This window comes from Leucobacter sp. GX24907 (assembly GCF_053567335.1).
In genome coordinates this window covers 179,396-200,150 of sequence record NZ_JBSGPD010000003.1, presented here as the reverse complement: position 1 = coordinate 200,150, position 20,755 = coordinate 179,396, and the positions used below count along the sequence as shown (strand labels likewise).

Genomic DNA, 20,755 nt, shown 5'->3' with positions numbered 1-20,755 from the left:
CTTCCAAAACTCCCGGGCTGGTGAGCCCGGCGCGGAGTTCGGCTGAACGCTCCGCGTTCAGCTTTCAAAACTCCGCGCCCACTCGCGAACGCGCTCGGCGCTCTGCTCCTCAGAAAGATCCTCGACCCGTGTCATGATCGACCACCGGACCCCGAACGGATCGCGAATGCTCGCAAAGCGATCCCCCGAGACGAAATCGCTGGGCTTCTCGCGCACCGTCGCGCCTGCGTCGACCGCGCGCTCGACCGTCGCGTCGACGTCGGGCACGTAGAGTCCCATCGAGTAGCAGTCATCCTCACCCTCGGGTGCGGCCACGAGATGGTACTCGGGAACCGCCTCCCCGAGCTGCAAGTGCCCGGTACCGAAGTCCAGGTCGGCGTGCACCACGAGACCGTTCATCTCGGTCGTGTCGATGACTCGGGCGCCGAAGACATCGCGGTAGAACTCGATCGCTCGCGCCGCATCAGCGATCGCAAGGAAGGGGGTGAGGCTCGTCGAGCCATGGGGCATGCCGTTCGTCGTGTGGGCACCGTTGGCGGCGCGGGTCTCGTTCGCGTTCATGCCCCCAGCGTAGACTTCGGCGCAGGCCTGCGGCTTGCAAATTCGCGCCAGGTCGCGCGAAAGACGAAGGCAACGGGGCAACATGAATCAGGATCGACGCGGCGTGCTTTACCCAGGGCGCCTACCCGAGTTTCACCGCTTGGAGCCAGCGCCCGAACTCTCCCACGCCCTGCGCTGGTTCTGGATCCCGGAGTGGGACCTGCCGGAAGGCGCCGAGTCCCGGCAGGAGCTGCTCCCCTTCCCGGCCTGCAACCTGGTCGTGGAACCGCACGGCATCCATCTCTTCGGCCCCGCCACACGGGTCTCCGAACAGACCCTGCGCGGCCGGGGCTGGGCCGTTGGGGCTCTACTCCGGCCGGCCGCCGCGGTCGCGCTTGCCGAGGAACCGTCACAGTTACGCGACAGCTCCACACCGATCCACGCTCCCGACATTCACCGCGCAATCGTCGAGACCATGGACGATTCGCAGACCCCGGCCGCAGCCCGGAGATCGGAGTCGGTGCGGATCCTCGGAGCCTGGCTGAGCGACCGCATCCCCGAACCCGCCGAGGGAGCGGAGGGGGCGCTCGCGAACGAGCTCGAGCAGCTGCTGGCAGACCCTGGGATCGTCAGGGTCGATCAGATCCCGGCGCTCCTCCACATGTCGATGCGTTCGGTGCAACGGATTGCCGCGCGCTGCTTCGGCCTCTCAGCACGTGCGATGATCCAACGCCGTCGACTGCAAGAAGGGGCCGAACGCCTGCGCGAAGACCCCGCACTCCCCGTCGCAGTACTGGCCGGCGAACTGGGCTACACCGATCACGCCCACTTCACGAACGATTTCAAGTCACTGCTCGGGGTGACTCCGAGCGAATATCGCAGCAGGGCTGGCGCTTGACTCCGCCTCCGCCGTCATCAGGTCAACAACCAACGGAAGCCAGCGCCTGACGCAGCAGGACACCGCGGCCCGCCCCTCGCTTCGCTCCGTGGGCTGCCGCCGTGGGCGGCACCGGCCGCGGCGGCGAAGGCTCCGCCTCCGCCGTCATCAGGTCAACAACCAACGGAAGCCAGCGCCTGACGCAGCAGGACACCGCGGCCGCCCCCGAGCTCGGCAAGAGTCGATTCCGCGAGGGCATCCTCGGGCGGCATCCAAGTCACCTCGAGCGCATCCTGACGGGGATTGCAGCTGCCCGTAACGGGCACGACGTACAGGAGCGAGACGGCGTGCTGGCGTTCGTCGTGGAAAGCCGAGATGCCCGGCATCGGGAAGTACTCGGCCACTTGCGCGGGAACCGGTGACGCTGGGATCTGCGGAAACGCCATCGGGCCAAGATCATTCTCGAGGTGGCGGAAGAGCGCCTCGCGCAACGGTTCACCGTGCCGCACGCGACCCGAGACGAACGCGCGGGTCATGACACCGTCGGGTGTGCTCCGCAGCAATAGCCCGACCTCGGTCACATGACCGTGTCCGTCGACTCTGACCGGCACGGCCTCGACGTAGACCATCGGCACCCGGCCGCGTACGAACGCGAGTTCATCGTCGCTCAGCCACCCCGGGTACTGTCCCGGACCAGGGCGATCCTCGGGGTCGGGTGGTTCAGGACGATCTGCGGTGTCGATGGCCATACCCTCATTCTGGCACCACGTCCTCAAGAGCGCGGCCCCTCCCCTATGGTGGAGGGCATGAGTACCGAGAGTCCGATCCTCAACCCCGACAGCATCCCGAGCGGCGAGACTCAGCGCATCGCTATCGTGCAGGTCGCGAGCCCCGACGACGAGTCGCAGGCCGACCGGATCGCACGGGTCGAGACTTTGCTTCGAGCGCAGCACGACGTCGACTTCTTCGTGCTCCCCGAGCTGTGGAGCGCCGGGTACTTCTCGTTCGACCGGTACCGCGAACTCTCGGAGACGCTCGATGGCCCGACTGTCGAGATGTGCCGGCGGGTGGCCCGCGACCTGGGTGCTTGGGTGCACGTCGGAAGCATCGTCGAACGCATCGAGAACGCTGAAGCCGACGACGTCGATGCGGTGCGACTGCACAATACGGCAGTGCTCGTCGATCCCCAGGGGCGGATCGCACAGACCTACCGCAAGATCCACGTCTTCGGCTACCAGTCGCTCGAATCCGAGCTCCTCACCCCCGGTGACACGCTCAGCGTCGTCCCGAGCCCCGTGGGCTCTCTCGGCAGCACCACGTGCTACGACCTCCGTTTCCCCGGCCTCTGGCAGCAGCTGAGCGCACGGGGCGCCGAGGCGGTCGTGGTTCCCGCGGCCTGGCCCGCCGCTCGACGGGAGCACTGGCGACTGCTCACGCAGGCCCGCGCCGTCGAGCACCAAGTCTGGATCCTGTCATGCAACGCGTGCGGTCAGCAGGGCGGTGTTGAGCTCGGCGGGCACAGCCGAGTCGTCGACCCCACGGGAGCAATCATCGCCGAGTGCGGGTCAGACGAGGAGGTACTCATCGTCGATCTCGACCCGAGCCTCGTGCACCGGGTTCGCACGGAGTTCCCGGTCATCGCCGACCGTCTCGACGACTACGCCGGCATCTCAACGGCAAGCGGAGCGGAGTAGCCGCAACGCCCGTGAGAAGCTGGTCGCATGGATCAACTCGTGACCCTGCAGCAGCTCAGATACTTCGTCGAAGTCGCAGCCGAGGGATCGATCACCGGCGCGGCCGCGATCCTCTATCTCTCGCAGCCGAGCTTGTCGGCATCGATGAAGGAGCTCGAGTCCCGCCTCGGCACCGAGCTCTTCATCCGCTCGTCGCGCGGCATCACCCTCACCGCTGATGGCACCGAGTTTCTGGGGTACGCGAGGCAGGTCATCGAGCAGGCCGATCTCCTCGAACGGCGCTACGGCGACCGCACTCCGTCGAAGCGGCAGATCGCAGTCTCGACGCAGCACTATGCGTTTGCGGTCAACGCGTTCGTCAACATGGTGCAGGCCGAGCAGGTCGAGGAGTACGAGTTCACACTGCGCGAGACGCGCACGCATGACCTCATCGAGGACGTACGCACGATGCGCTCCGAGATCGGCATCCTGTACCGCAACGACTTCAACCGGCGAGTGATCGACAGTCTGCTGCGCGACGCCGGGCTCACGTTCCATCCCCTTTTCATTGCGAAGCCGCACGTCTTCGTCGGCAGCGAGAACCCTCTGGCGCGAAAGCCGTTTGTGACGCTGCAAGATCTCGAGCCCTATCCTCGCCTCTCCTACGATCAGGGCCAGCAGAACTCGTTCCATCTCGCCGAAGAGATTCTGAGCACGGCACCCGCGGCCAAGCAGATTCGAGTGAGCGACCGTGCAACGATCTTCAACCTGATGATCGGCATCGGGGGCTACACGATTTCGACCGGCATCGTGAGTGAGGATCTCAACGGCCCCAACATCGTCGCCATTCCATTGAGGATCACCGAGCGCATCGAGATCGGATGGATCGCCCACTCCGGCATCGCACTATCCAGGCAGGCCACCCGATATCTCGAGGAACTGCGCACGGTCGTGGCGGGCTTCGACGTCGAACTCGCGGATGCCCCGCCGCAAGCTTCGGCATACTCGTCCAAGCCATAGCCTGAGACTATGTAAACCTATCGTCGAGAGCACTTACCCGATGGCGAATGGTTCAGAGGAACATGGTGTGAGAACGATCGGCGCGCAGACGACGCCGGTCGCTGAACTGCGCAGGGCCACGATCCTGCCCCACCATTCTCGAAGGACACACCATGACCGCACGTTTCCAGCTCGTCGGCAGCCTCCTGCGCCCGCAGGAGCTCCTCGATTACAAGGACCAGATCCAGGTCCGCGATGACGTCACCTACCCGTTCTACGAAGACGTCCCCGGTTACCGCGACACCGAGATCAAGGCGACTGAAGGCGTCATCACCGAGCAGATCGCGCACGGCATCGATGTGCTCACCGACGGCGAGTACACCAAGTCGCTCTGGCACACCGACTTCGTGTGGGGCCTCGGCGGCGTCGAGCGCGTCATCGCCGACAACGGCTACTTCTTCCGCGACCTCGACGGTGAGGGCACATTCGAGACCCGCCGCGACGTCGGCACCAAGGTGGTCGCTCCGCTCAGCGGCAAGAACCACCACTTCATCGAGTGCTGGCAGCGCGTCGCCGCCGCGGCCGACGGGCGCGACACCAAGCAGTGCATCCCGTCGCCTGCCCACATCTTCGGGGAGCTGTCGGGCATCCTGTCGGGCGCTCCGCACGCGGGCAGCGAAGAGGGCGTCTACGCGGCTCGCGACGAACTCAAGGCCGGCCTGCTGAGCGCGTACAAGGAGTTCGCCGCAGAGTACGCCGCCGCAGGCGGACGCATCCTGCAGCTCGACGATTGCCTGTGGGAGCTGTTCGCCGACGACAACGCTCACTCGCCGTTCTCGAAGGGGGCACCACTCGAGAACGCCGGGCGCGAGATCGCCGAGGAATTCATCGCGATCAATAACGAGCTCATCGACTTCGCGCATGAGCTCGGCCTGACCGTATGGACCCACAATTGCCGTGGCAACTACGCCTCCCGCAACATGGGCGACGGTTCGTACGACGCCATCGCCGACCTCTTCCTCAGCCAGCAGCGCTACGACCGCTTCTTCCTCGAGTGGGATGACGAGCGTGCGGGCTCCATCGAGGCGCTGCGCGCCTTCGAGGGTCGCGACGATGTCGAGGTCGTTCTCGGCGTGCTATCGAGCAAGACGACCGACCTCGACGACGAGGCGCGCGCACTGCGCCTGCTCGAGCAGGCCGCGACGATCATTCCGAAGGAGCGCCTCTTCCTCTCGCACCAGTGCGGCTTCGCCTCCTGCGACAACGGCAATGCTCTCGCGATCGACGAGCAGTGGGCGAAGATCGACCAGGGCCGCGAGCTCGCCACGAAGTTCTGGGGCTAATCCAGGCCTGAGTGCTGGACCGAGTTCTCGTGCTGGGCCGAGGCGAGTGATCGCCCGGTCCAGCGCTGCTCGGCGGGCAGCTCATCGGTCGCGGCGGGCACGAATCGCGCCGCGACCCAGGTCGTGATCGGGATCGCGAGCATGAGACCGATACTGCCGCACAGCGTGCGCACCACCTCAATGGCGATGTCTTCTTGGGAGAGCAGCAGGAAGAGCGGTCGATCGTACAGGTAGAGCAGGATGAGCACGCCCATCGCCGCGCCGACATACGAGAAGAACACCGTGTAGACGGTGGACGCGAGATGGTCGCGGCCGATCCTCATCGCGCGCGCGTAGATCTCACTGCGCGGCATATCGGGAGCAGCCGCACGCAACTCCCACACTGAAGACGCCTGGGTGATGGTCACATCGTTCAGGATCCCGAGCCCGGCAATGATGATCGCGCAGGTGAGCAGCCCTCGGAAATCGATGTGCGACGCCATCGTCGAGAGCTGCCCCGACGCCTCATCGCCGATGCCGCTCAGTCGCGTCGCGGCCACCGCGATCAGCGAGATCCCCGCCATGATCAAAATGCCGCACAACGTTCCCACGAGCGCAGCAGTCGTTCGCATATTCCACCCGTGCACGAAATACAAGATCACGAACATGATCGCGCTCGACCCGACCAGGGCGACGAGCAGTCCTGGCTTCCCCTCGACCAACGCCGGCAGCACGAAGGCCAGGAGCACGAACGCCGCCACTCCGAGGGCGATCAGCGCGAGGAACCCTCTCAGGCGACCGATCGCAATCACGACCGCCGCGAAGACGAGGGCGAGGATCGCGAGCGGCAGACCGCGGACCACGCCTGACACGGTGTAGGTCGAGCTGATCTCGTAGCTGTTCGATGCCCCGGTTTCAGGCTCCGCCTCCGGGGCCTCGGTACCCGGTGATGCTTCATCTGCGTGTGCATCGCCTGTGCTCGCCTCGCCTGCATCGTCGCCGAGCTCGGGAGCCGGCGCGCTCGGCAGCGCGACGAGCTCGATCGAGTCTCCGACCTGCAACCCGGCAACGGCGTATGCACCGCGCAACGTAACATCCACCATCCGGCCAGCGTCGGGGCCTGACCGGAGCCCAACACTCGCTACTTGGCACTCCCCCGAGGCCTGCTGGGCTTCGCTCTCGGCGCCGGCTTCCCCGGTGCCGACTTCCCCGGATCCTGCCCCCGCCTCATCGCAGCCGTCTTCAAGACCCAGAATCTCGCCGCGCTCGTAGGTCACTCCTTCAACCGCGTAGACGCTCCCCTCGGCCACCTTGCCGACAGCACCGTAGTCGGGCCACAGCAACGCCAGACCGGTCAACGTCACCGCGGCAAGCGTCACGAGAACAATCGCGGTGACCATGCGGGTCAGGCGGCTCGTGACGACAGCTCCTGCCGGCAGATCATGCGTGTGCGGAGTCGGGCGCCGATCTTTGATGAACACGATTCTCAATAGTAGCCGGAGAGTCGGCCCATGGGTCGGAGGCACCTCAGGCTCGTTCGGCGTGCACCGCGGCGATCGCTTCGGCCCGGGATCCGACCCCGAGCGCGTGCAGAATGCGCGAGACATGGAACTTCACCGTGTTCTCGCTGATGTTCAGCTCCGACGCGATGGCCCGGTTCCGGTAGCCGGCAACGAGAAGCTGGAGCACCTCGACTTCACGAGGCCTCAGGTCTCCCGTAACCGACGCCGCAACGAGCGTTCGGGGTGGATCGAGCGGAATCGCCATCGACATTTCGGTGCCCCACCCGGCTGTGTGCTCCACCGAAAGCTCTGCGGCGAGCGCGTGCATGCGCTGCTGCACCGACTGCTCCAAGGCTGCGGCGTCTTGCTCACGCCCCGGCCCGTCATCACGGATATTGATCAGGAGGTGCGTGCCGTCGCAGTCCCATTGCACGCGGACGCGTGTGACGCCGGCGAGATCCGCAATCGCAAGAATCACCCCCCGCACCGCCGCACGGGCGCCACGCGCAACCTCACCCGGCAATGGACGCCCATCAAGCGGAGGTTCGACGAACTGCACCGCGATATCACGGTGCCGCATGACCGGACGAAGCTCATGCTGCAAGCGAACGAATGCCGTCGCGACAGGTTCCTCGGACAGGGTGCGCACCCGGTCGCCGGCGGCGCGCAGCTCCACAAGGCCTTCGGTCGCGAGGGCCTCCGCCTGCCGTCGCGCTGCCCGGTCATCCACGTGCGATGACCGGAGCACTGCCAGCACCGATTCGAGCGTCGTCGAGTACTCATCAGCCAACGCTGTGAGCGCGCTCAAACGCTCGCCGGCCGAGACCCTCGCATCGTGCAGATAGGCCGCCGATGCCTCGTCAGCTCGACTCTGCACCTGAACTGCCACGATGTTCCAGATATCGAGCACCAGCGCATCGGCATCAGCGGGCCCCGGATCAGCGAGCACCAGGAGTGCACCATTGCGCGAGACGGCCTGGAGCACCGCGCGACGATGCCCTCCAGTGTTGAGCACCTTCCTCGTCACGGTCTGCGCCTCGGGTGCTTCCCGGCGCAACCGATCGAGCTCGAGTCTGCTGAGTTCGTCGGGAAATCTGCGCTCACCGTACCAGCTTGTCCAGCCACCGCTCGCATCGGCCGCGAGCAGCGCAAGAGTCCGATGCTCGAGCACCGATGCGAGAAGCGACGACAACTCTTCGGCCAGACGATCGCGGGGCGCAGACACGACGTCAGCAATGCGGCAGAGCAGATCGTGGTGATACTTGCCGAGCTCCATGTCGCAGACCTCCTCCGCGGGAACGGACCACCTGTCTACGAGGCTATTCGAAAGTATTGCTCGAGCACCACGTCCGAGCCGTTGAGTCGCACCAATGGACGGCACAGACTGAACGTGACGCAGCCCGCGCCGACGGGATCGTCTGTGAACGCACATACATCCGCCTCAGATCGAGGCGAGCAACGAAAGGATCCACCATGTCAGTCACCCTTGAAGATGCACGTCGCGTTATCGCTGCCGCGGAACGGCGCGCAGATGAGCTCGGTCAGCCGATGAACATCGCTGTCGTCGATGCCGGAGGCAACCTCGTCGCACATGTGCGCCAGGACGGCGCATGGATCGGTAGCGTCGAGATCTCCATCAGCAAGGCATGGACCTCGCGCGCCTTCGACATCACGACGAAGGATCTCGGAGACAACTCGGGGCCCGGTCAGCAGTTCTTCGGTATCCACGCCACGAACCATGGTCGAGTCGCGATCTTCGCCGGCGGCATTCCCCTGCGCCGGGACGGACAAGTCGTCGGTGCGGTTGGTGTGAGCGGCGGCTCGGGAGAGCAGGACCACTCCACCGCAGAGGCCGGCGCCGAAGCCTTCTGAGCGAAGCAGCACCCACAAACGAAAATCGGCCTGATCAGAAATAGCTTCTGATCAGGCCTTTTCGTCGGGATGACAGGATTTGAACCTGCGACACGGTCATGTCTATCGCCAGGCGATTTGAGGTGAGCCGGATGACAGCCTAGGAGAAGCTCGCTTGCTCGCTCCTTTCGGTTGAGCAGCCTCGTGAATTAGGTCGGTGCGCTAACTAGATATGGAGTTCCTCACCGCAAACGCTGCCTCCTTGACGGCCGAACCTGTACAGGCGCTCATCCAAGGCAGCGAGAGAACGAGGGGTGCCTCAGATAGCAATTGAACACGAAAGAGTCGGATTTGCGAACGGCGAGATAATTGCATCCGGGCAGGAATCATGATCGCCTACCAAGATCTAGAGAGGATCGTCAACACCGGCAAAAAAGGCGATAGCTTCCGTAGCCGACGCTACGAAGTATTGACGCCGCAACGGCAACTCAAGTCGTACCTGCGCCCCGAAGCCCGAAAGGACTATATGACCTTAGGGATCGGGCAGTGAAGCACGTTCGCGGGGACGGCCAGAACTGGCTTATCTCGGGCCGTCGTAATCGTCGTAGTAGCGCCGCTTCGGTGACGTCGTAGCCTTGAGGTAGAGGCGCACGAGAGACTGCTTCTTCTCGAAGTAGGCGTGCTTCTCGATCTCACCCCGCGCATACTGCTCTTCGAGTTCACGCATGGTTTCCTCGGCGCTGCTCGCATTGAACCGAGACTGGCCGGAGTCCATGCCTCCTTCTTCGCGAATCTTCACGCTGGGTAGTCGTCTTTCCGCCAGTAGAGCACCTGCGCACCCTCCGGGATACGTGTGTCAGCTTCTGCACCCACTTCGGGCCAGGCGGGGTGATCCGTACTCGAGGCTTCGGCGACGTTGCCGTCTGTGACGCGGTAAGTGACTCGAGTTCGCATACGGGCCAGCCTAGATGAGCGGCGGCGGCTCGTCCGACGCCGGCAGGTCCGTCGTGACCGCGCTCGGGATCACCGCCGACTCCGCGACGGTCTTCTCGACAAGGTCGGCTCCGCCGGGCGCTCGGGGTCGAACCACTCGTCGTGCAGCTCTCGGGGCAGTCCGAGGGTCATGCGCGAGTCGCCGCGGAACGTCATGACGGTTGAGGCTTCTCCGGCACCTTCGCGGGTCACAAGTGAGTCGCTGATAGTCGTCTCGTCGCCGACGGTGCGGGGCGACAGGATCGCCGCCATTCCAAACAACTGGCCGTTGGGAAGCACCCATCACTTTTTTCCCGCGACGTATCACGTGGTGAGAAGAATCGCCCGGTGCTGGAACGCGCCACGCCACTTCGCCATCGGCGCGAGTGTGTCGGGCAGGGGCTTCCCGAGCCCGCTGAGTCCGTGGGCTTGCGCACGTTTCGTCTTAGCAAGTTGCACGGTACTGTCTCGAACATAGGAGGTGCCGAGGTGATCGATCTCTTGATGTTTATTCCGGCGTGTTTTGCATTGAACATGGCCTTTGGCCCGAACAACCTGTTGTCAGTGACCTATGGGGCGCAGAGAGGCATCGGTTTTGCGAGCCTTGCCGGGACCGCGAGAATCGCCGCCTTCGCTCCGATGATCATCGTGAGCGCACTGGGGCTGGGCTTTCTGCTGAGTGTGTCTGCAGTCGCGTTCAACGTGCTCAAAGTCATCGGCGCGGTGTATCTCGTATACCTCGGCATTCGTCTCCTGCTGAGTAGCGCCCACCCTGAATCCGTCACCGAAGTGCGTTCACTGAGGCTCAAGGACGCACTTCGAGCAGAGGCCGCTGTGGCACTGAGTAATCCGAAAGCAATCCTGATCTTTGCCGCATTCTTCCCGCAGTTCGTCGATGCTCAGAACTACTGGTTAAGCTACGCGATTCTTGGGGGCCTGTTCCTCCCGCTCGAAGCAGTCGCGATTCTCGCCTATGGCGCATTGGGGCGCTTGGCTCTCAAGTTCGCGGCGAAGCGACTGCACTGGTTGCAGCGTGGTTCTGGGGTCGGAATGATAACCTTTGGTGGGCTCTTGCTCTTTGCCAAGCAGCCGTCTCAGGTCTAGTGCTCCTCTTGACGATTTACGACCGACGCCGCGGGTACCCCTGTCCAAGAGGTGAAGGACCGACACCCTTAAGGGCACGAAACTCCCATGACACAGACTGGTTTGCTTCCTCGAGCGAGTCCCAGCAGGCCGAGCAAGAGTCACTGGTGATGCAGCAACGCCCTCTCCCGGTCAACGTACATTCGATTGCCCTCACAGTCGTCGATGTGCGCGATGATCGCGGCGGGGTAGCCCTTCGGTTTGCGCATCACGCCCCACCGATCGATGTCGATCTGGATATACGGCGTTCGGTCGCGTTCGGTTTACTTGGTCACGGTGGCTCCTCTCGATGAGGTGAAGCATAGATCCGGCAACCGACATATGGAGACCTGCGGCGGAGGAGTCCTGACTCGCAATCGTCTCTGAAACGTGTCCGCAGCGAGATTCGTTCTTCAGTGACAATACAGAAGACCCGGAACTTTCGCGTGATTCTGCGATAGTTCCGGGTCTCGTGGTCGGGATGACAGGATTTGAACCTGCGACCCCGTCGTCCCGAACGACGTGCGCTACCAAGCTGCGCCACATCCCGATTGCGCCATTGGCGCAAGGAACACTCTAGCGCCTCGAGTGCGGACGGCGCAAAACGATCCGGCGCTCACGCACTCCCGGGATCCTGCGCTCCGGCTATGGCAGAATCGAGCCGTGCCGACCCTGCCAGATCTCGTCGCTTTCGACCTCGACGACACCCTCGCCCCATCAAAGTCGCCGCTCGATCCTCGCATGGTGGAGGTTTTCACCCGACTGCTGGAACGCACTGCGGTCGCGGTCATTTCTGGCGGCAATTTCGAACAGTTCGAGGCGCAGCTCGTTTCGCGTCTCGGCGGGGTCGACGAAGCCTTGCTCGAACGCCTGCACCTCCTCCCGACCTGTGGCACCCGCTACGAACGTCGGCAGGGCAGGAAGTGGGTCACGGTCTATCGGGAGCACCTCACCCCCGAGGAGCGCGACGCGTCGTTCGCGGCGCTTGAGACGGAGGCGAAGCGGCTCGGGCTGTGGGAGGCCGATCCGTGGGGCGCGATCCTCGAGGATCGCGGATCCCAAGTCACCTTCTCCGCTCTCGGCCAACGAGCACCCGTTGCAGCGAAACAGGCCTGGGACCCGGACGGAGTGAAGAAGAACGCGCTCCGAGCGGTCGTCGCAGAGCGCCTCCCCACGCTCGAGGTGCGCAGCGGAGGATCCACCTCGGTCGACATCACCAGGCGCGGAATCGATAAGGCGTACGGTATGCGCAAGCTCGTCGAGCACACCGGCATTTCGCTCGACCGGATGTTGTTCGTCGGCGATCGTCTCGATCCTGACGGCAACGACTACCCGGTGCTCGAACTCGGCGTCGAATGCCATGAGGTTGGCGGGTGGCAAGACACAGTCGAATATCTCGAGGCGTTACTCGCCGACTGAGACTCGACTACTCTTCGGCCCCGCCACGTATCTGGCGGCCGGCCTCAGGCGGTCGATGTTACACGGCCGAGGTCAAGCAGTGACTTCGACGGCCTCAACAGCGGCCGGGACCAGGCCAAGCACCTCAGCAGTCTCAGCGAGTGTCGCCTCCGCCGCTGCGCGGTCGTGGTTCACGCCGACCCCGAAAGCCGGAACTTGCTGCTGGATCTGAGCCTTCCAGCGTGACGCGAACTCTTCGGGGAAGCAGTCTTCAAGCACACCGAGCATGGCGTGCACCGCCGTCGATGCGCCGGGAGAAGCACCCAGCAGGCCCGCAATCGTGCCGTCGGCACCGGTGATGACCTCGGTGCCGAACTGCAGGACGCCACCCGCTTCAGGATCCTTCTTCATCACCTGGACGCGCTGGCCTGCAGTGATCATGGTCCAGTCCTCGGAGCGAGCGCTCGGCAAGTACTCGCGCAGCGTGTCGATCTGCTTCTCACGGCTCGCCATGAGCTCACCCAGCAGGTACTTCTCGAGAGCGAACTCGGTGAGACCGACTTTCAGCATCGGGCCGAGGTTGTGGGGCCGGATCGAGCCTGGAAGATCCCACCACGAGCCGTACTTCAGGAAGTTCGGGCTGAATCCGGCATACGGGCCGAAGAGCAGACTCTCCTTGCCGTCGATAACTCGGGTGTCGAGGTGCGGAACCGACATCGGCGGTGCACCGACCGCAGCCTTGCCGTACACCTTCGCGTGATGCTGGGCCACGACCTCGGGGTTGTCGCAGCGGAGGAACTTGCCGCTGATCGGGAACCCCCCGAAACCCTTGATCTCAGGGATGCCGGAGGACTGCAAGAGCGAAAGCGCACCGCCACCCGCGCCCACGAAGACGAAGCGCGCGTTGACCTTGGCGCTGCCGAAGCCCACGCGGTTACGTACGAACACATCCCAGGTGCCGTCTTCGAGACGCCGCAGCTTGCGCACCTCATGCCCGGTGTGCAGCTGGGCGCCGTTCTGGCAGAGATGAGCGATCAGCTGGCGCGTGAGTTCGCCGAAGTCGACATCAGTACCACTGACCGAGCGTGTCGCGGCGAAGACTTCTTCCTTGTCGCGCAGATCGACGAGCAGCGGGGCCCACTCGGCGATCGTCTCGACGTCTTCGCTGTACTCCATATCGGCGAAGAGCGGTTCTTCGCGCAGCAGTTCGTAGCGTCGACGGAGGTACTCGACGTTCTCCTCACCACGCACGAACGTCATATGCGGCGTCGGATTGATGAAGCTGGATGGATCAGAGAGTACGCCCTGTCGCACGAGCTCGGACCACCACTGGCGGGAGAGCTGGAACTGCTCATTGATGGACACAGCCTTGTCGACCGAGAGGGATCCGTCTTCGCCCTCTGGCATGTAGTTCAGCTCGCAGAGCGCTGCGTGGCCGGTTCCGGCATTGTTCCAGCCGTTACTGCTTTCGACTGCGGCCTGTTCTCGGGACTCGAAGATCTCGATGGACCAATCCGGTTGCACCTGCTTGATCAAGGTGCCGAGCGTGGCGCTCATCACGCCACCACCGATAAGAACGACGTCTACAGTGTTTTCACTCACGGGGATCTAGTCTACCGCGCTTCTCCGAAGAGAGAGTGCGGCCTCCGCGACGCGCGCCAGCGTCGCGAGCTCAGCGCCGAGCACACGCGTGTATCCGAGACGGGAGGCCTCGCCCGCACGCAGCTCGCTTGCCATGACTGGCCGCACTTCACCTGCGAGGCTCAGCTCCCCCACCGCTGCTACGCTGTGTGGGATCGCACGATCCGACGCCGCGGAGATCACTGCGAGAGCAATCGCGAGATCCGCCGCGGGTTCTGTAAGCCGCACCCCTCCGACCGTCGAGACATACACGTCTTGGTCATGCAGACGTACGCCTGCTCGACGTTCGAGCACCGCGAGGATCATGGCGACTCGAGCCGAATCAACACCACTCGTCACTCTGCGCGGGTTGGGTGTCGCACTCTTGGCCACCAGAGCTTGAACTTCGACGGGCATCGCCCGACGCCCTTCGAGGGCGACCGTTGCGCACGTACCGCTCACGGGTTCTGCATTGCGACTCAAGAAGAGACCGCTGGGGTCGGGCACCTCCCTGATGCCACTCCCCGACATCTCGAAGCACCCGACCTCATCCGTTGGACCGAATCGGTTCTTCAAGCTGCGAAGGAAGCGAAGTGCACTCTGCCGATCCCCCTCGAAATGACAGACGACATCAACAAGATGTTCCAACAACCGGGGACCGGCCACGGTGCCGTCCTTGGTCACGTGCCCAACGAGAACGACCGGGATCCCGCGCTCCTTCGCCACCCGAATGAGCGCTGAGGCGACCTCCCGCACTTGGGCCGGGCCGCCTGCACCGCCCTCGACCCGGTCACTCGCGAGCGTCTGCACAGAATCGACGATGAGCAACTCGGGCTGCACCGCATCAATGTGACCGAGCACGGTCGCCAGGTCATTCTCGCTCGCAAGGAAAAGGGTGTCGTGCAACGCCCCGGTGCGTTCGGCTCGCATGCGGATCTGCCCTGTCGACTCTTCTCCGCTCGCATAGAGCACGCGGCGACCGCTCTCGGCAGTGCGGGCGGCGACGTCCAACAGCAGTGTGGACTTGCCGACACCTGGCTCACCGGAGAACAAGATCGCCGCACCGGGAACCACACCGCCACCGAGCACACGGTCGAGCTCCGAGATACCTGTCGGACGATGTGCCGCGACCTCACCGCTGAGCTCGGTGATGGGTCGCGCCTCCCGGCCGGACACCGGAGCCGCTGCCTGCACCGTGCGCGCGAGCCCGGCCCGCGCCGCTCCGCGAGCCTCAACCGTTCCCCACTGCTGACACTCGCCACAGCGACCGACCCATTTCGGGGCCTGCCACCCACACTCGGTGCACGCAAAGCCATTGCTCGATCTCGCCATGCTGGGGAGCCTAACGGCAGCATGCGACATCGACGAGATCCGCAGCGACACGCCGTTACCCAGAAGCCGATTCGCGTTCACCAACCCAGATCACGTATTCTTTTTCGCGGTGACGTGTCCGAGCGGCCGAAGGTGCAACACTCGAAATGTTGTGTAGGGTAACCCCCTACCGTGGGTTCAAATCCCACCGTCACCGCCATGAAAACCCCTGATTATCAGGGGTTTTCTTCTTTTCTGCGGTACTCGCAGGGCCGTGTTACCGAGGTCGCCGGCCAGAAACAGTCGATGACACCGATCTCTGGCGGTGCAGCATGAGGGCACCAACAAAGATGCGCCTCCCTCGACCCGAAGGACGAGAGAGGCGCAAACCGAAAATGGTTCTACTTTGTACGCCAGGAGAATTGGGAGTAGTAGCTTCCACCGACCGCCGCGCACGTGGCCCGCACCTTGAGGTAGGTCACCTTCTGCTTCTTGAGTGCCGCCACCTTTTTCGCCGTCTGGGAGTGGCAGGTGGCCTTGGAATCCCACATGCCGCTCCAGCTGTGGTTCATGGCGTACGCCGGGCTCGCCGTGAAGACCCCACCGATCACGAGCGCGACGGTAGTTCCGGTAGCGGCGAACTTTCTGCGGATCGACATGGGAAGGCCCTTTCTTCAGATGCGGTCGACTTCTTCCACGCTATGGGAGGGCGCAGTTACGTGTCCACCTATCACGTGTCGAGTAGCGAGACCGCATCCCACTGATCTCTTCAGAGGCCCCACAACGAGAGCGCCGAGAAGAGGCCTGCGATCGAGAGCACGATACTGACGACTGCCACGATTCGGGCCGGCCGGTCGGTGGCCCGATTGAGCGCGGCTCCGGCAAGAGTTGCCAGGATGAGCCCACCGATCGGTCCAAGAGTGCCGACCACGAGCACGGCGCCCCAAAGGGATGGATCCGTGCGGGGCATGAGCGTGATCACGAACCCGAACAGGGCGAGTACTCCGGTGACTGCAGCTAAGACGAGGCCTCGATGACTTCGCGGAGTATCCACGCGGACCACCGTAGCAGGGCCCATACTTCAGTACCTTGAGAGCCCGCGCCGACATCGGGCCACTAGTGCTCCGAGACGGTTTGCCCGACGACTTCTCCCTCGAGAATGCTCGAGTCGGCCTTGGTCTTCCGCTTCATCAGGTTCTTCCTGACGAACGGCCAGCACACGATGAGTACGACCGTGGCGACGAGGCTCGTCCACACCTGGGTGCGCCCGGTCTCAGACGAGAGCATGACGATGAGCACGCCGACAATGGCCGCGATCAGCAGAATGTTGAGCCAGGGATGCAGCCACATCTTCAGCTTCAGGCCCGACACTTCTTCGGGTGACATCTTCTGCCGCAGACGCATTTGCGTCAGCGCGATGAAGACGTAGACGAAGAGCGCGACGAGGCCGGCCGAGTTCATGATGAAGTCGAAGATGCCTGAGCCGGCCGCCACGAAGTTGACGATCGTCGCTGCTACTGCGCCGCTTGTCGAGGCGAGCAGCGCCCACATCGGCACGCCGTTCTTCGAGCGCTTTGCTATGAATTTCGGAGCGAAGCCCTGGTCGGCGAGGGCGGCGAACATTCGCGAGGCCGAGTACAGTCCCGAGTTCAGCACCGAGATCACCGCGGTGAAGATGATCAGCTGCATGACCATAGCTGCACCGGGCAGACCGAGCAGCGAGAACACGTAGGTGAAGGGAGCTGCCGCGACGTTGACGGGCTCGGGAAGCTCGTCCCACGGCACCACCATCGTGATGATGAGCACCGCTCCCACGAAGAAGAGCAGGATGCGCCAGATCACCGTACTGGTGGCCTGTCGGATTCCCTTGGCCGGGTCCTCGGATTCCGCAGCGGCCATGACCGCGATCTCCGTGCCGAAGTAGGAGAAGATCACGAGGGCGACGCCGGTGAACGCAATCCCGTAGCCGTTCGGCGCGAACCCGCCGTGCTCCCACAGATTCGGAACCGAGAATGACGCGGTGGGCCAGAGGCCGAGAGCGAAGAGCAGGCCGGCCCCGAGGAAGACCACGATGGCGAACACCTTGATGCTTGCCAGCCAGAACTCGACTTCGCCGAAGGTGCGCACCGAGATGGCGTTGACCACGATGAAGATCAGGATGAGGGCGAGTGACCAAGCCCAGGACGGGAGGAACGAGAACCACTCATGCAGGGTTTCGCCTCCGAGTACGGCTTCGTAGGCAAGAACGCCGACCCAGAAGTACCAGTACAGCCAACCCACGAGGTAGGCGGCCCAGTTGCCGAGTCCCACGCGTGCATATTCCATGAAGGATCCGATAGCCGGACGCGCGGCGGCCATTTCGCCGAGCATGCGCATGGCCAGGAAGACGAGGAGCCCACCGATGAGGTAAGAAAGGATCGCGGCCGGCCCGACCGAGCGGATGACATTGCCGGATCCGACGAAGAGGCTGGCTCCGATGATCCCTCCCAGCGTGATCATCATCACGTGACGGGAGCGAAGTTTCTTATGAGTCACCGTCTGACCGGCCGAAGTCTCGGGTGAGACTGGCTGAGAATAGTCGGGGTTCTCGGCTTGCGTAGTAGAGGTCATAGATAGTCCTGGATTTCGGCGCTCTGAGGCGCGTAACTCGATTCAGGGGCAAAAAGCCCGGACCAAAGTTACTCGCAACATCATCGGATGAAAAATCCGTCCGCAATAGAAGCACGGTGGCTCTGCGGATGCATCGCGACGTGTGCGGCAGGGTCAGCTCATCGGAACGTTGCGAGCCCGCACCTGTCCACCGGCACTCTCAGGCGGTTCCAGCCGGTACGGCCGCCCGCACTCTCCGGAGAGCCTTCCATCTTCGCTCACGCACAGCTGCGAAACCCGCTCGCCACGAGGAATCGCGGATGAAGATCATATCTCCCACGATCATGAGCAAAGAGAACCATGGCAGCGCCAACAGAATCGCAATCGACGCGTGCATCCCGGTGACGAGCACCAGCCCGATGATGCGGGTCGGCTTGGTCAGCAGCATCGCCGGGAACAGCAGCTGACCATAGACGCTCAACCAAGAGGCGACGAACACGAGCGGCGTGATCTGCCAGGCGAGGTGGTTGAGCCACGGGAAGAGCGTGAGTTCCTCGATCTGCAGCGGATAGTACGAGGCCACTCCTGAAACCCAGGTGTTGCCCTGCAGCTTCCACAGCGCACTCGAGACGTAAATGACGCACAACTGGTAACCGATGAGGATCACGGCGACATTGTTCGAAAGCATCGGCACCCATCGCGGCAATCGCCAGCTCCCCCGTCCGAGTGCGGGATCCTCGCCCCTGTGCTTCCGCCGGCGTGCGTCGAGTGACCAGCGACGGGAAGTATCAGCGAGCAGGAGGAACAGTAGGAAGATGCGGAAGGTCTGATAGTGACCAGTGTTGAAAACGACCGGGTTCAGCGTCGTGAAGCCGAGCCACATCATGGTGAACACGGGTGCGGTGATCCGCATCCGCCATCCTGCGGTGTACACGACCGCCACGGCCATGAGCAGGATCACCTTGGTGAGCCGAAGGGCATCCGGCTCGTCGCGAGAGAACAACGCCGTGATCGGCTGAGCAAAATCGTTCACCGACGAAGTCCGGAACAACGCCTCACCCCAGCGCGACGCCTCGCCGAAGGTGTACGAGAAATTGGGCAGATACATCGCCAGGATGATGACCGTCATCGCTCCGATGCCGATCCGCATCAGCGCAAGGCCGTAGGTCGAGCGGCGTTCATCGAGCAGCCAGTGAAGGAAGCGCGCAGGGAGCGAGCCCACCGGCCCGGGCGTCTTCAGCGTTGCTTCATGCTGCGCGCCGTTCATCGCCCGCCCTCCTCGTTCTGATTCTGCGCTTCCGCGTTGTTCGCCGGCGACCCGCCCGATGCAGCATCCTCGAGCTCAGGGGCGACGCCCGCGTTGTCGGCCCACGAACGGAAGGTCTTCCCGAACGCATCGCGATCCTGACCGTGCCATTCGAGTACCGGAACCCACCCGAGATCCGTGTACGACGCGGCCGGGCGCTCCGCATCGGGATCCTTTCGATCGTTCCAGCGCACCACCGGGTCATACACCGCCCGGGTCTGGACCGCCAGCACCTCTCCCTGGTCGCCCCAGAGCGCCTGCGACACCTGTGACGCGTAGGACGCGGCGAAGTTGTTCGCCCTGATGAACGCGTCGACCGCTGCGACGTTGGAATCGTCGGCGGCGAGCATCGCATCGCGAAGCGGATAGAGCGCCTCGCCGTCGAGGTGGTTCACCGCGGCCGCGTCGCGGTGCGCATCACCGAGTCTGCTGTACGCAGCCATCAGACGCTCCGCACCCATGATCGACAACTGCTTCCGCAGCACCTTTCTATGGAAGGCGGAGAGTTCGACTTCAGTCGAGTTCACCCATTCGGATCGCACCCGATCGCCGCCGGGCGTCTCGATCCAGGCGCGGACCCAGAGCTGGTGATCGGAGTCAATGGGTTCGGGAGCGAAGATCTTGTAGTCCTGCACGAGATAGGGCTGGACGTACCTGTTGGACAGACCCCAGAGCGCACTGCTCCTGATCTCCTGGGACGGGGCATTGAAGACAGCCGTCAGCACCATGTGGATCGCGAGCAACACCACTGCAACACCGGCAATGATCTTCGCCGGCCGAGAAATCGGAGATCGCGAAAATTCAGGCCTGCGCCGCTGCGCTTCAGGATTCGGCTCCTGCTGCGACCGCTGCTCCGCATCGGTCATCTCGACGGTGGTACCCATTGTCATCCCCCAAGAAAAGAAACTCGGAAATCGCGATAGCCGTGGCGGCCCGGAGAGGACTCCGAACCGCCACGGCTACATCACGCGACGCGATCAGACGCTGCTCACGTCCGATCCCTTCCTCCGCGAGGCGAGGAAGACTCCGGCGCCCATGAGCAACAGGAGTGCGCCCAGCGGAGCGACCGCTCCCAGATCGACGCCTGTGACCGCGAGCTTGGATCCGCTACCGCTGGAACCCTCCCGGGTCTGATCGGCGCCGACGGGATCCGACCCTCCGAGACCGCCCTTGACCAGCACCGTCACGCTCGCATCGGCCGTGCGGCCACTGCTCTCACCCTCCGCGTTGAAGGTCGCGAGACCCGCAGCGTGGCCGGCCGGGACCTTCCACGTGGTGGTGAAGGCGCCCGAATCATCGGCGAGGACGTCCTGCTTCGACCCGTTAGGGACTGTCAGCACGACATTCTCATCTGAAGCAAAGCCAGTGCCCGTCAAGGTGACTGTGTCTCCCGAGTAGACCTCGCCGGGGCTTGCGCTCAGCTCAGCCGTGACCTCATTGGGGTCGGTACCCGGGTCAGTGCCGGGATCATCACCAGGCTCAGTGCCCGGATCGGTACCTGGATCAGTACCAGGGTCATCGCCGGGATCGGCACCAGGGTCCGTTCCCGGATCAGTACCAGGATCGTCACCAGGCTCAGTGCCGGGATCAGTACCAGGATCCGCACCCGGGTCTACTCCAGGATCCGTGCCCGGATCAGTACCAGGATCGTCACCAGGCTCAGTGCCGGGATC

Annotated in this window: 22 protein-coding genes and 2 tRNA genes; 8 read left to right on the top strand and 16 right to left on the bottom strand. The window is 63.7% G+C overall.

Features of this window, described 5'->3' with window-relative positions; translation table 11 throughout:
* Window positions 1-57 precede the first annotated feature (57 nt).
* Window positions 58-561: a VOC family protein gene (locus ACUYV6_RS06030; protein WP_449277751.1), complete on the bottom strand. Its 504-nt coding sequence runs from the start codon at window positions 559-561 to the stop codon at window positions 58-60.
* Between the two features lie 82 nt (window positions 562-643).
* Here ACUYV6_RS06030 and ACUYV6_RS06025 point away from each other — a divergent pair, with 82 nt between their 5' ends.
* Window positions 644-1,438 carry a helix-turn-helix domain-containing protein gene (locus ACUYV6_RS06025; RefSeq protein ID WP_449277750.1) on the top strand — a complete coding sequence of 265 codons (795 nt, stop codon included), beginning with the start codon at window positions 644-646 and terminating at the stop codon, window positions 1,436-1,438.
* Between the two features lie 152 nt (window positions 1,439-1,590).
* Here ACUYV6_RS06025 and ACUYV6_RS06020 read toward each other — a convergent pair whose 3' ends face one another.
* Complete coding sequence (locus ACUYV6_RS06020; RefSeq protein ID WP_449277749.1) at window positions 1,591-2,166, bottom strand: NUDIX hydrolase family protein; 576 nt, start codon at window positions 2,164-2,166, stop codon at window positions 1,591-1,593.
* Between the two features lie 57 nt (window positions 2,167-2,223).
* Between ACUYV6_RS06020 and ACUYV6_RS06015 the strand changes: the two genes are divergently transcribed.
* The 3 genes from ACUYV6_RS06015 to ACUYV6_RS06005 all read left to right on the top strand — a co-directional run bounded on the left by ACUYV6_RS06015 (window position 2,224) and on the right by ACUYV6_RS06005 (window position 5,432).
* Window positions 2,224-3,111, top strand: a complete 888-nt coding sequence (locus ACUYV6_RS06015) for a carbon-nitrogen family hydrolase (protein ID WP_449277748.1) — start codon at window positions 2,224-2,226, stop codon at window positions 3,109-3,111.
* Between the two features lie 27 nt (window positions 3,112-3,138).
* Window positions 3,139-4,110, top strand: a complete 972-nt coding sequence (locus tag ACUYV6_RS06010; protein WP_449277747.1) for a LysR family transcriptional regulator — start codon at window positions 3,139-3,141, stop codon at window positions 4,108-4,110.
* Between the two features lie 152 nt (window positions 4,111-4,262).
* Window positions 4,263-5,432 (top strand): cobalamin-independent methionine synthase II family protein, encoded by a 1,170-nt coding sequence (locus tag ACUYV6_RS06005; RefSeq protein WP_449277746.1) that lies wholly within the window; start codon window positions 4,263-4,265, stop codon window positions 5,430-5,432.
* Here ACUYV6_RS06005 and ACUYV6_RS06000 read toward each other — a convergent pair.
* Window positions 5,429-6,892, bottom strand: coding sequence for a YibE/F family protein (locus ACUYV6_RS06000; protein ID WP_449277745.1), 1,464 nt, complete (start codon window positions 6,890-6,892; stop codon window positions 5,429-5,431). The two genes, ACUYV6_RS06005 and ACUYV6_RS06000, sit on opposite strands and share 4 nt — an antisense overlap.
* A gap of 46 nt (window positions 6,893-6,938) precedes the next feature.
* A complete protein-coding gene (locus ACUYV6_RS05995) occupies window positions 6,939-8,189 on the bottom strand; it encodes a LuxR C-terminal-related transcriptional regulator (RefSeq protein WP_449277744.1) in 1,251 nt (416 codons plus the stop codon).
* A 197-nt stretch (window positions 8,190-8,386) separates the two neighbouring features.
* Between ACUYV6_RS05995 and ACUYV6_RS05990 the strand changes: the two genes are divergently transcribed.
* The gene (locus ACUYV6_RS05990) at window positions 8,387-8,785 is read left to right on the top strand and encodes a GlcG/HbpS family heme-binding protein (protein WP_449277743.1); all 399 of its coding nucleotides are present in this window, start codon (window positions 8,387-8,389) and stop codon (window positions 8,783-8,785) included.
* Between the two features lie 559 nt (window positions 8,786-9,344).
* On the opposite strand, the gene ACUYV6_RS05985 is transcribed toward ACUYV6_RS05990, so the two are convergent.
* From ACUYV6_RS05985 to ACUYV6_RS05975, 3 genes are read right to left on the bottom strand one after another with little or no spacing between them, the layout of a single operon-like run.
* Window positions 9,345-9,539: a hypothetical protein gene (locus ACUYV6_RS05985; protein WP_449277742.1), complete on the bottom strand. Its 195-nt coding sequence runs from the start codon at window positions 9,537-9,539 to the stop codon at window positions 9,345-9,347.
* A 20-nt stretch (window positions 9,540-9,559) separates the two neighbouring features.
* Window positions 9,560-9,718, bottom strand: a complete 159-nt coding sequence (locus tag ACUYV6_RS05980) for a hypothetical protein (protein ID WP_449277741.1) — start codon at window positions 9,716-9,718, stop codon at window positions 9,560-9,562.
* A gap of 10 nt (window positions 9,719-9,728) precedes the next feature.
* The gene (locus tag ACUYV6_RS05975; RefSeq protein ID WP_449277740.1) at window positions 9,729-9,854 is read right to left on the bottom strand and encodes a hypothetical protein; all 126 of its coding nucleotides are present in this window, start codon (window positions 9,852-9,854) and stop codon (window positions 9,729-9,731) included.
* Between the two features lie 371 nt (window positions 9,855-10,225).
* On the opposite strand from ACUYV6_RS05975, the gene ACUYV6_RS05970 reads away from it, so the two are divergent.
* Entirely contained in the window at window positions 10,226-10,840 is a 615-nt protein-coding gene (locus tag ACUYV6_RS05970; RefSeq protein ID WP_449277739.1) for a LysE family translocator, read from the top strand.
* Between the two features lie 491 nt (window positions 10,841-11,331).
* Here the strand turns inward: ACUYV6_RS05970 and ACUYV6_RS05965 are convergent.
* Window positions 11,332-11,408: transfer RNA gene (locus ACUYV6_RS05965), tRNA-Pro, on the bottom strand.
* Window positions 11,409-11,521: 113 nt separating this feature from the next.
* Between ACUYV6_RS05965 and ACUYV6_RS05960 the strand changes: the two genes are divergently transcribed.
* Window positions 11,522-12,277 (top strand): HAD-IIB family hydrolase, encoded by a 756-nt coding sequence (locus ACUYV6_RS05960; RefSeq protein ID WP_449277738.1) that lies wholly within the window; start codon window positions 11,522-11,524, stop codon window positions 12,275-12,277.
* A 72-nt stretch (window positions 12,278-12,349) separates the two neighbouring features.
* Here the strand turns inward: ACUYV6_RS05960 and mqo are convergent, their stop codons facing one another.
* Together mqo and radA are read right to left on the bottom strand one after the other, a co-directional pair.
* Window positions 12,350-13,813, bottom strand: a complete 1,464-nt coding sequence (gene mqo / locus ACUYV6_RS05955) for a malate dehydrogenase (quinone) (RefSeq protein WP_449277919.1) — start codon at window positions 13,811-13,813, stop codon at window positions 12,350-12,352.
* 51 nt (window positions 13,814-13,864) lie between these two features.
* Window positions 13,865-15,208, bottom strand: a complete 1,344-nt coding sequence (radA, locus tag ACUYV6_RS05950) for a DNA repair protein RadA (protein ID WP_449277737.1) — start codon at window positions 15,206-15,208, stop codon at window positions 13,865-13,867.
* A 108-nt stretch (window positions 15,209-15,316) separates the two neighbouring features.
* On the opposite strand from radA, the gene ACUYV6_RS05945 reads away from it, so the two are divergent.
* Window positions 15,317-15,407, top strand: a tRNA-Ser gene (locus ACUYV6_RS05945).
* A gap of 181 nt (window positions 15,408-15,588) precedes the next feature.
* Here ACUYV6_RS05945 and ACUYV6_RS05940 read toward each other — a convergent pair.
* The 6 genes from ACUYV6_RS05940 to ACUYV6_RS05915 form a co-directional block, all read right to left on the bottom strand.
* Window positions 15,589-15,846, bottom strand: a complete 258-nt coding sequence (locus ACUYV6_RS05940) for a hypothetical protein (protein WP_449277736.1) — start codon at window positions 15,844-15,846, stop codon at window positions 15,589-15,591.
* A 110-nt stretch (window positions 15,847-15,956) separates the two neighbouring features.
* Window positions 15,957-16,241, bottom strand: a complete 285-nt coding sequence (locus ACUYV6_RS05935; protein WP_449277735.1) for a hypothetical protein — start codon at window positions 16,239-16,241, stop codon at window positions 15,957-15,959.
* A gap of 62 nt (window positions 16,242-16,303) precedes the next feature.
* Window positions 16,304-17,689: an amino acid permease gene (locus ACUYV6_RS05930; protein WP_449277734.1), complete on the bottom strand. Its 1,386-nt coding sequence runs from the start codon at window positions 17,687-17,689 to the stop codon at window positions 16,304-16,306.
* A gap of 307 nt (window positions 17,690-17,996) precedes the next feature.
* Entirely contained in the window at window positions 17,997-19,043 is a 1,047-nt protein-coding gene (locus tag ACUYV6_RS05925; RefSeq protein ID WP_449277733.1) for an HTTM domain-containing protein, read from the bottom strand.
* Window positions 19,040-19,966: a DUF5819 family protein gene (locus ACUYV6_RS05920; protein WP_449277732.1), complete on the bottom strand. Its 927-nt coding sequence runs from the start codon at window positions 19,964-19,966 to the stop codon at window positions 19,040-19,042. Before ACUYV6_RS05920 ends, ACUYV6_RS05925 begins: the two co-directional genes overlap by 4 nt.
* A 93-nt stretch (window positions 19,967-20,059) precedes the next feature.
* Window positions 20,060-20,755, bottom strand: a 696-nt coding sequence (locus ACUYV6_RS05915; RefSeq protein WP_449277731.1) for a hypothetical protein, incomplete at its 5' end; no start/stop codon positions are given.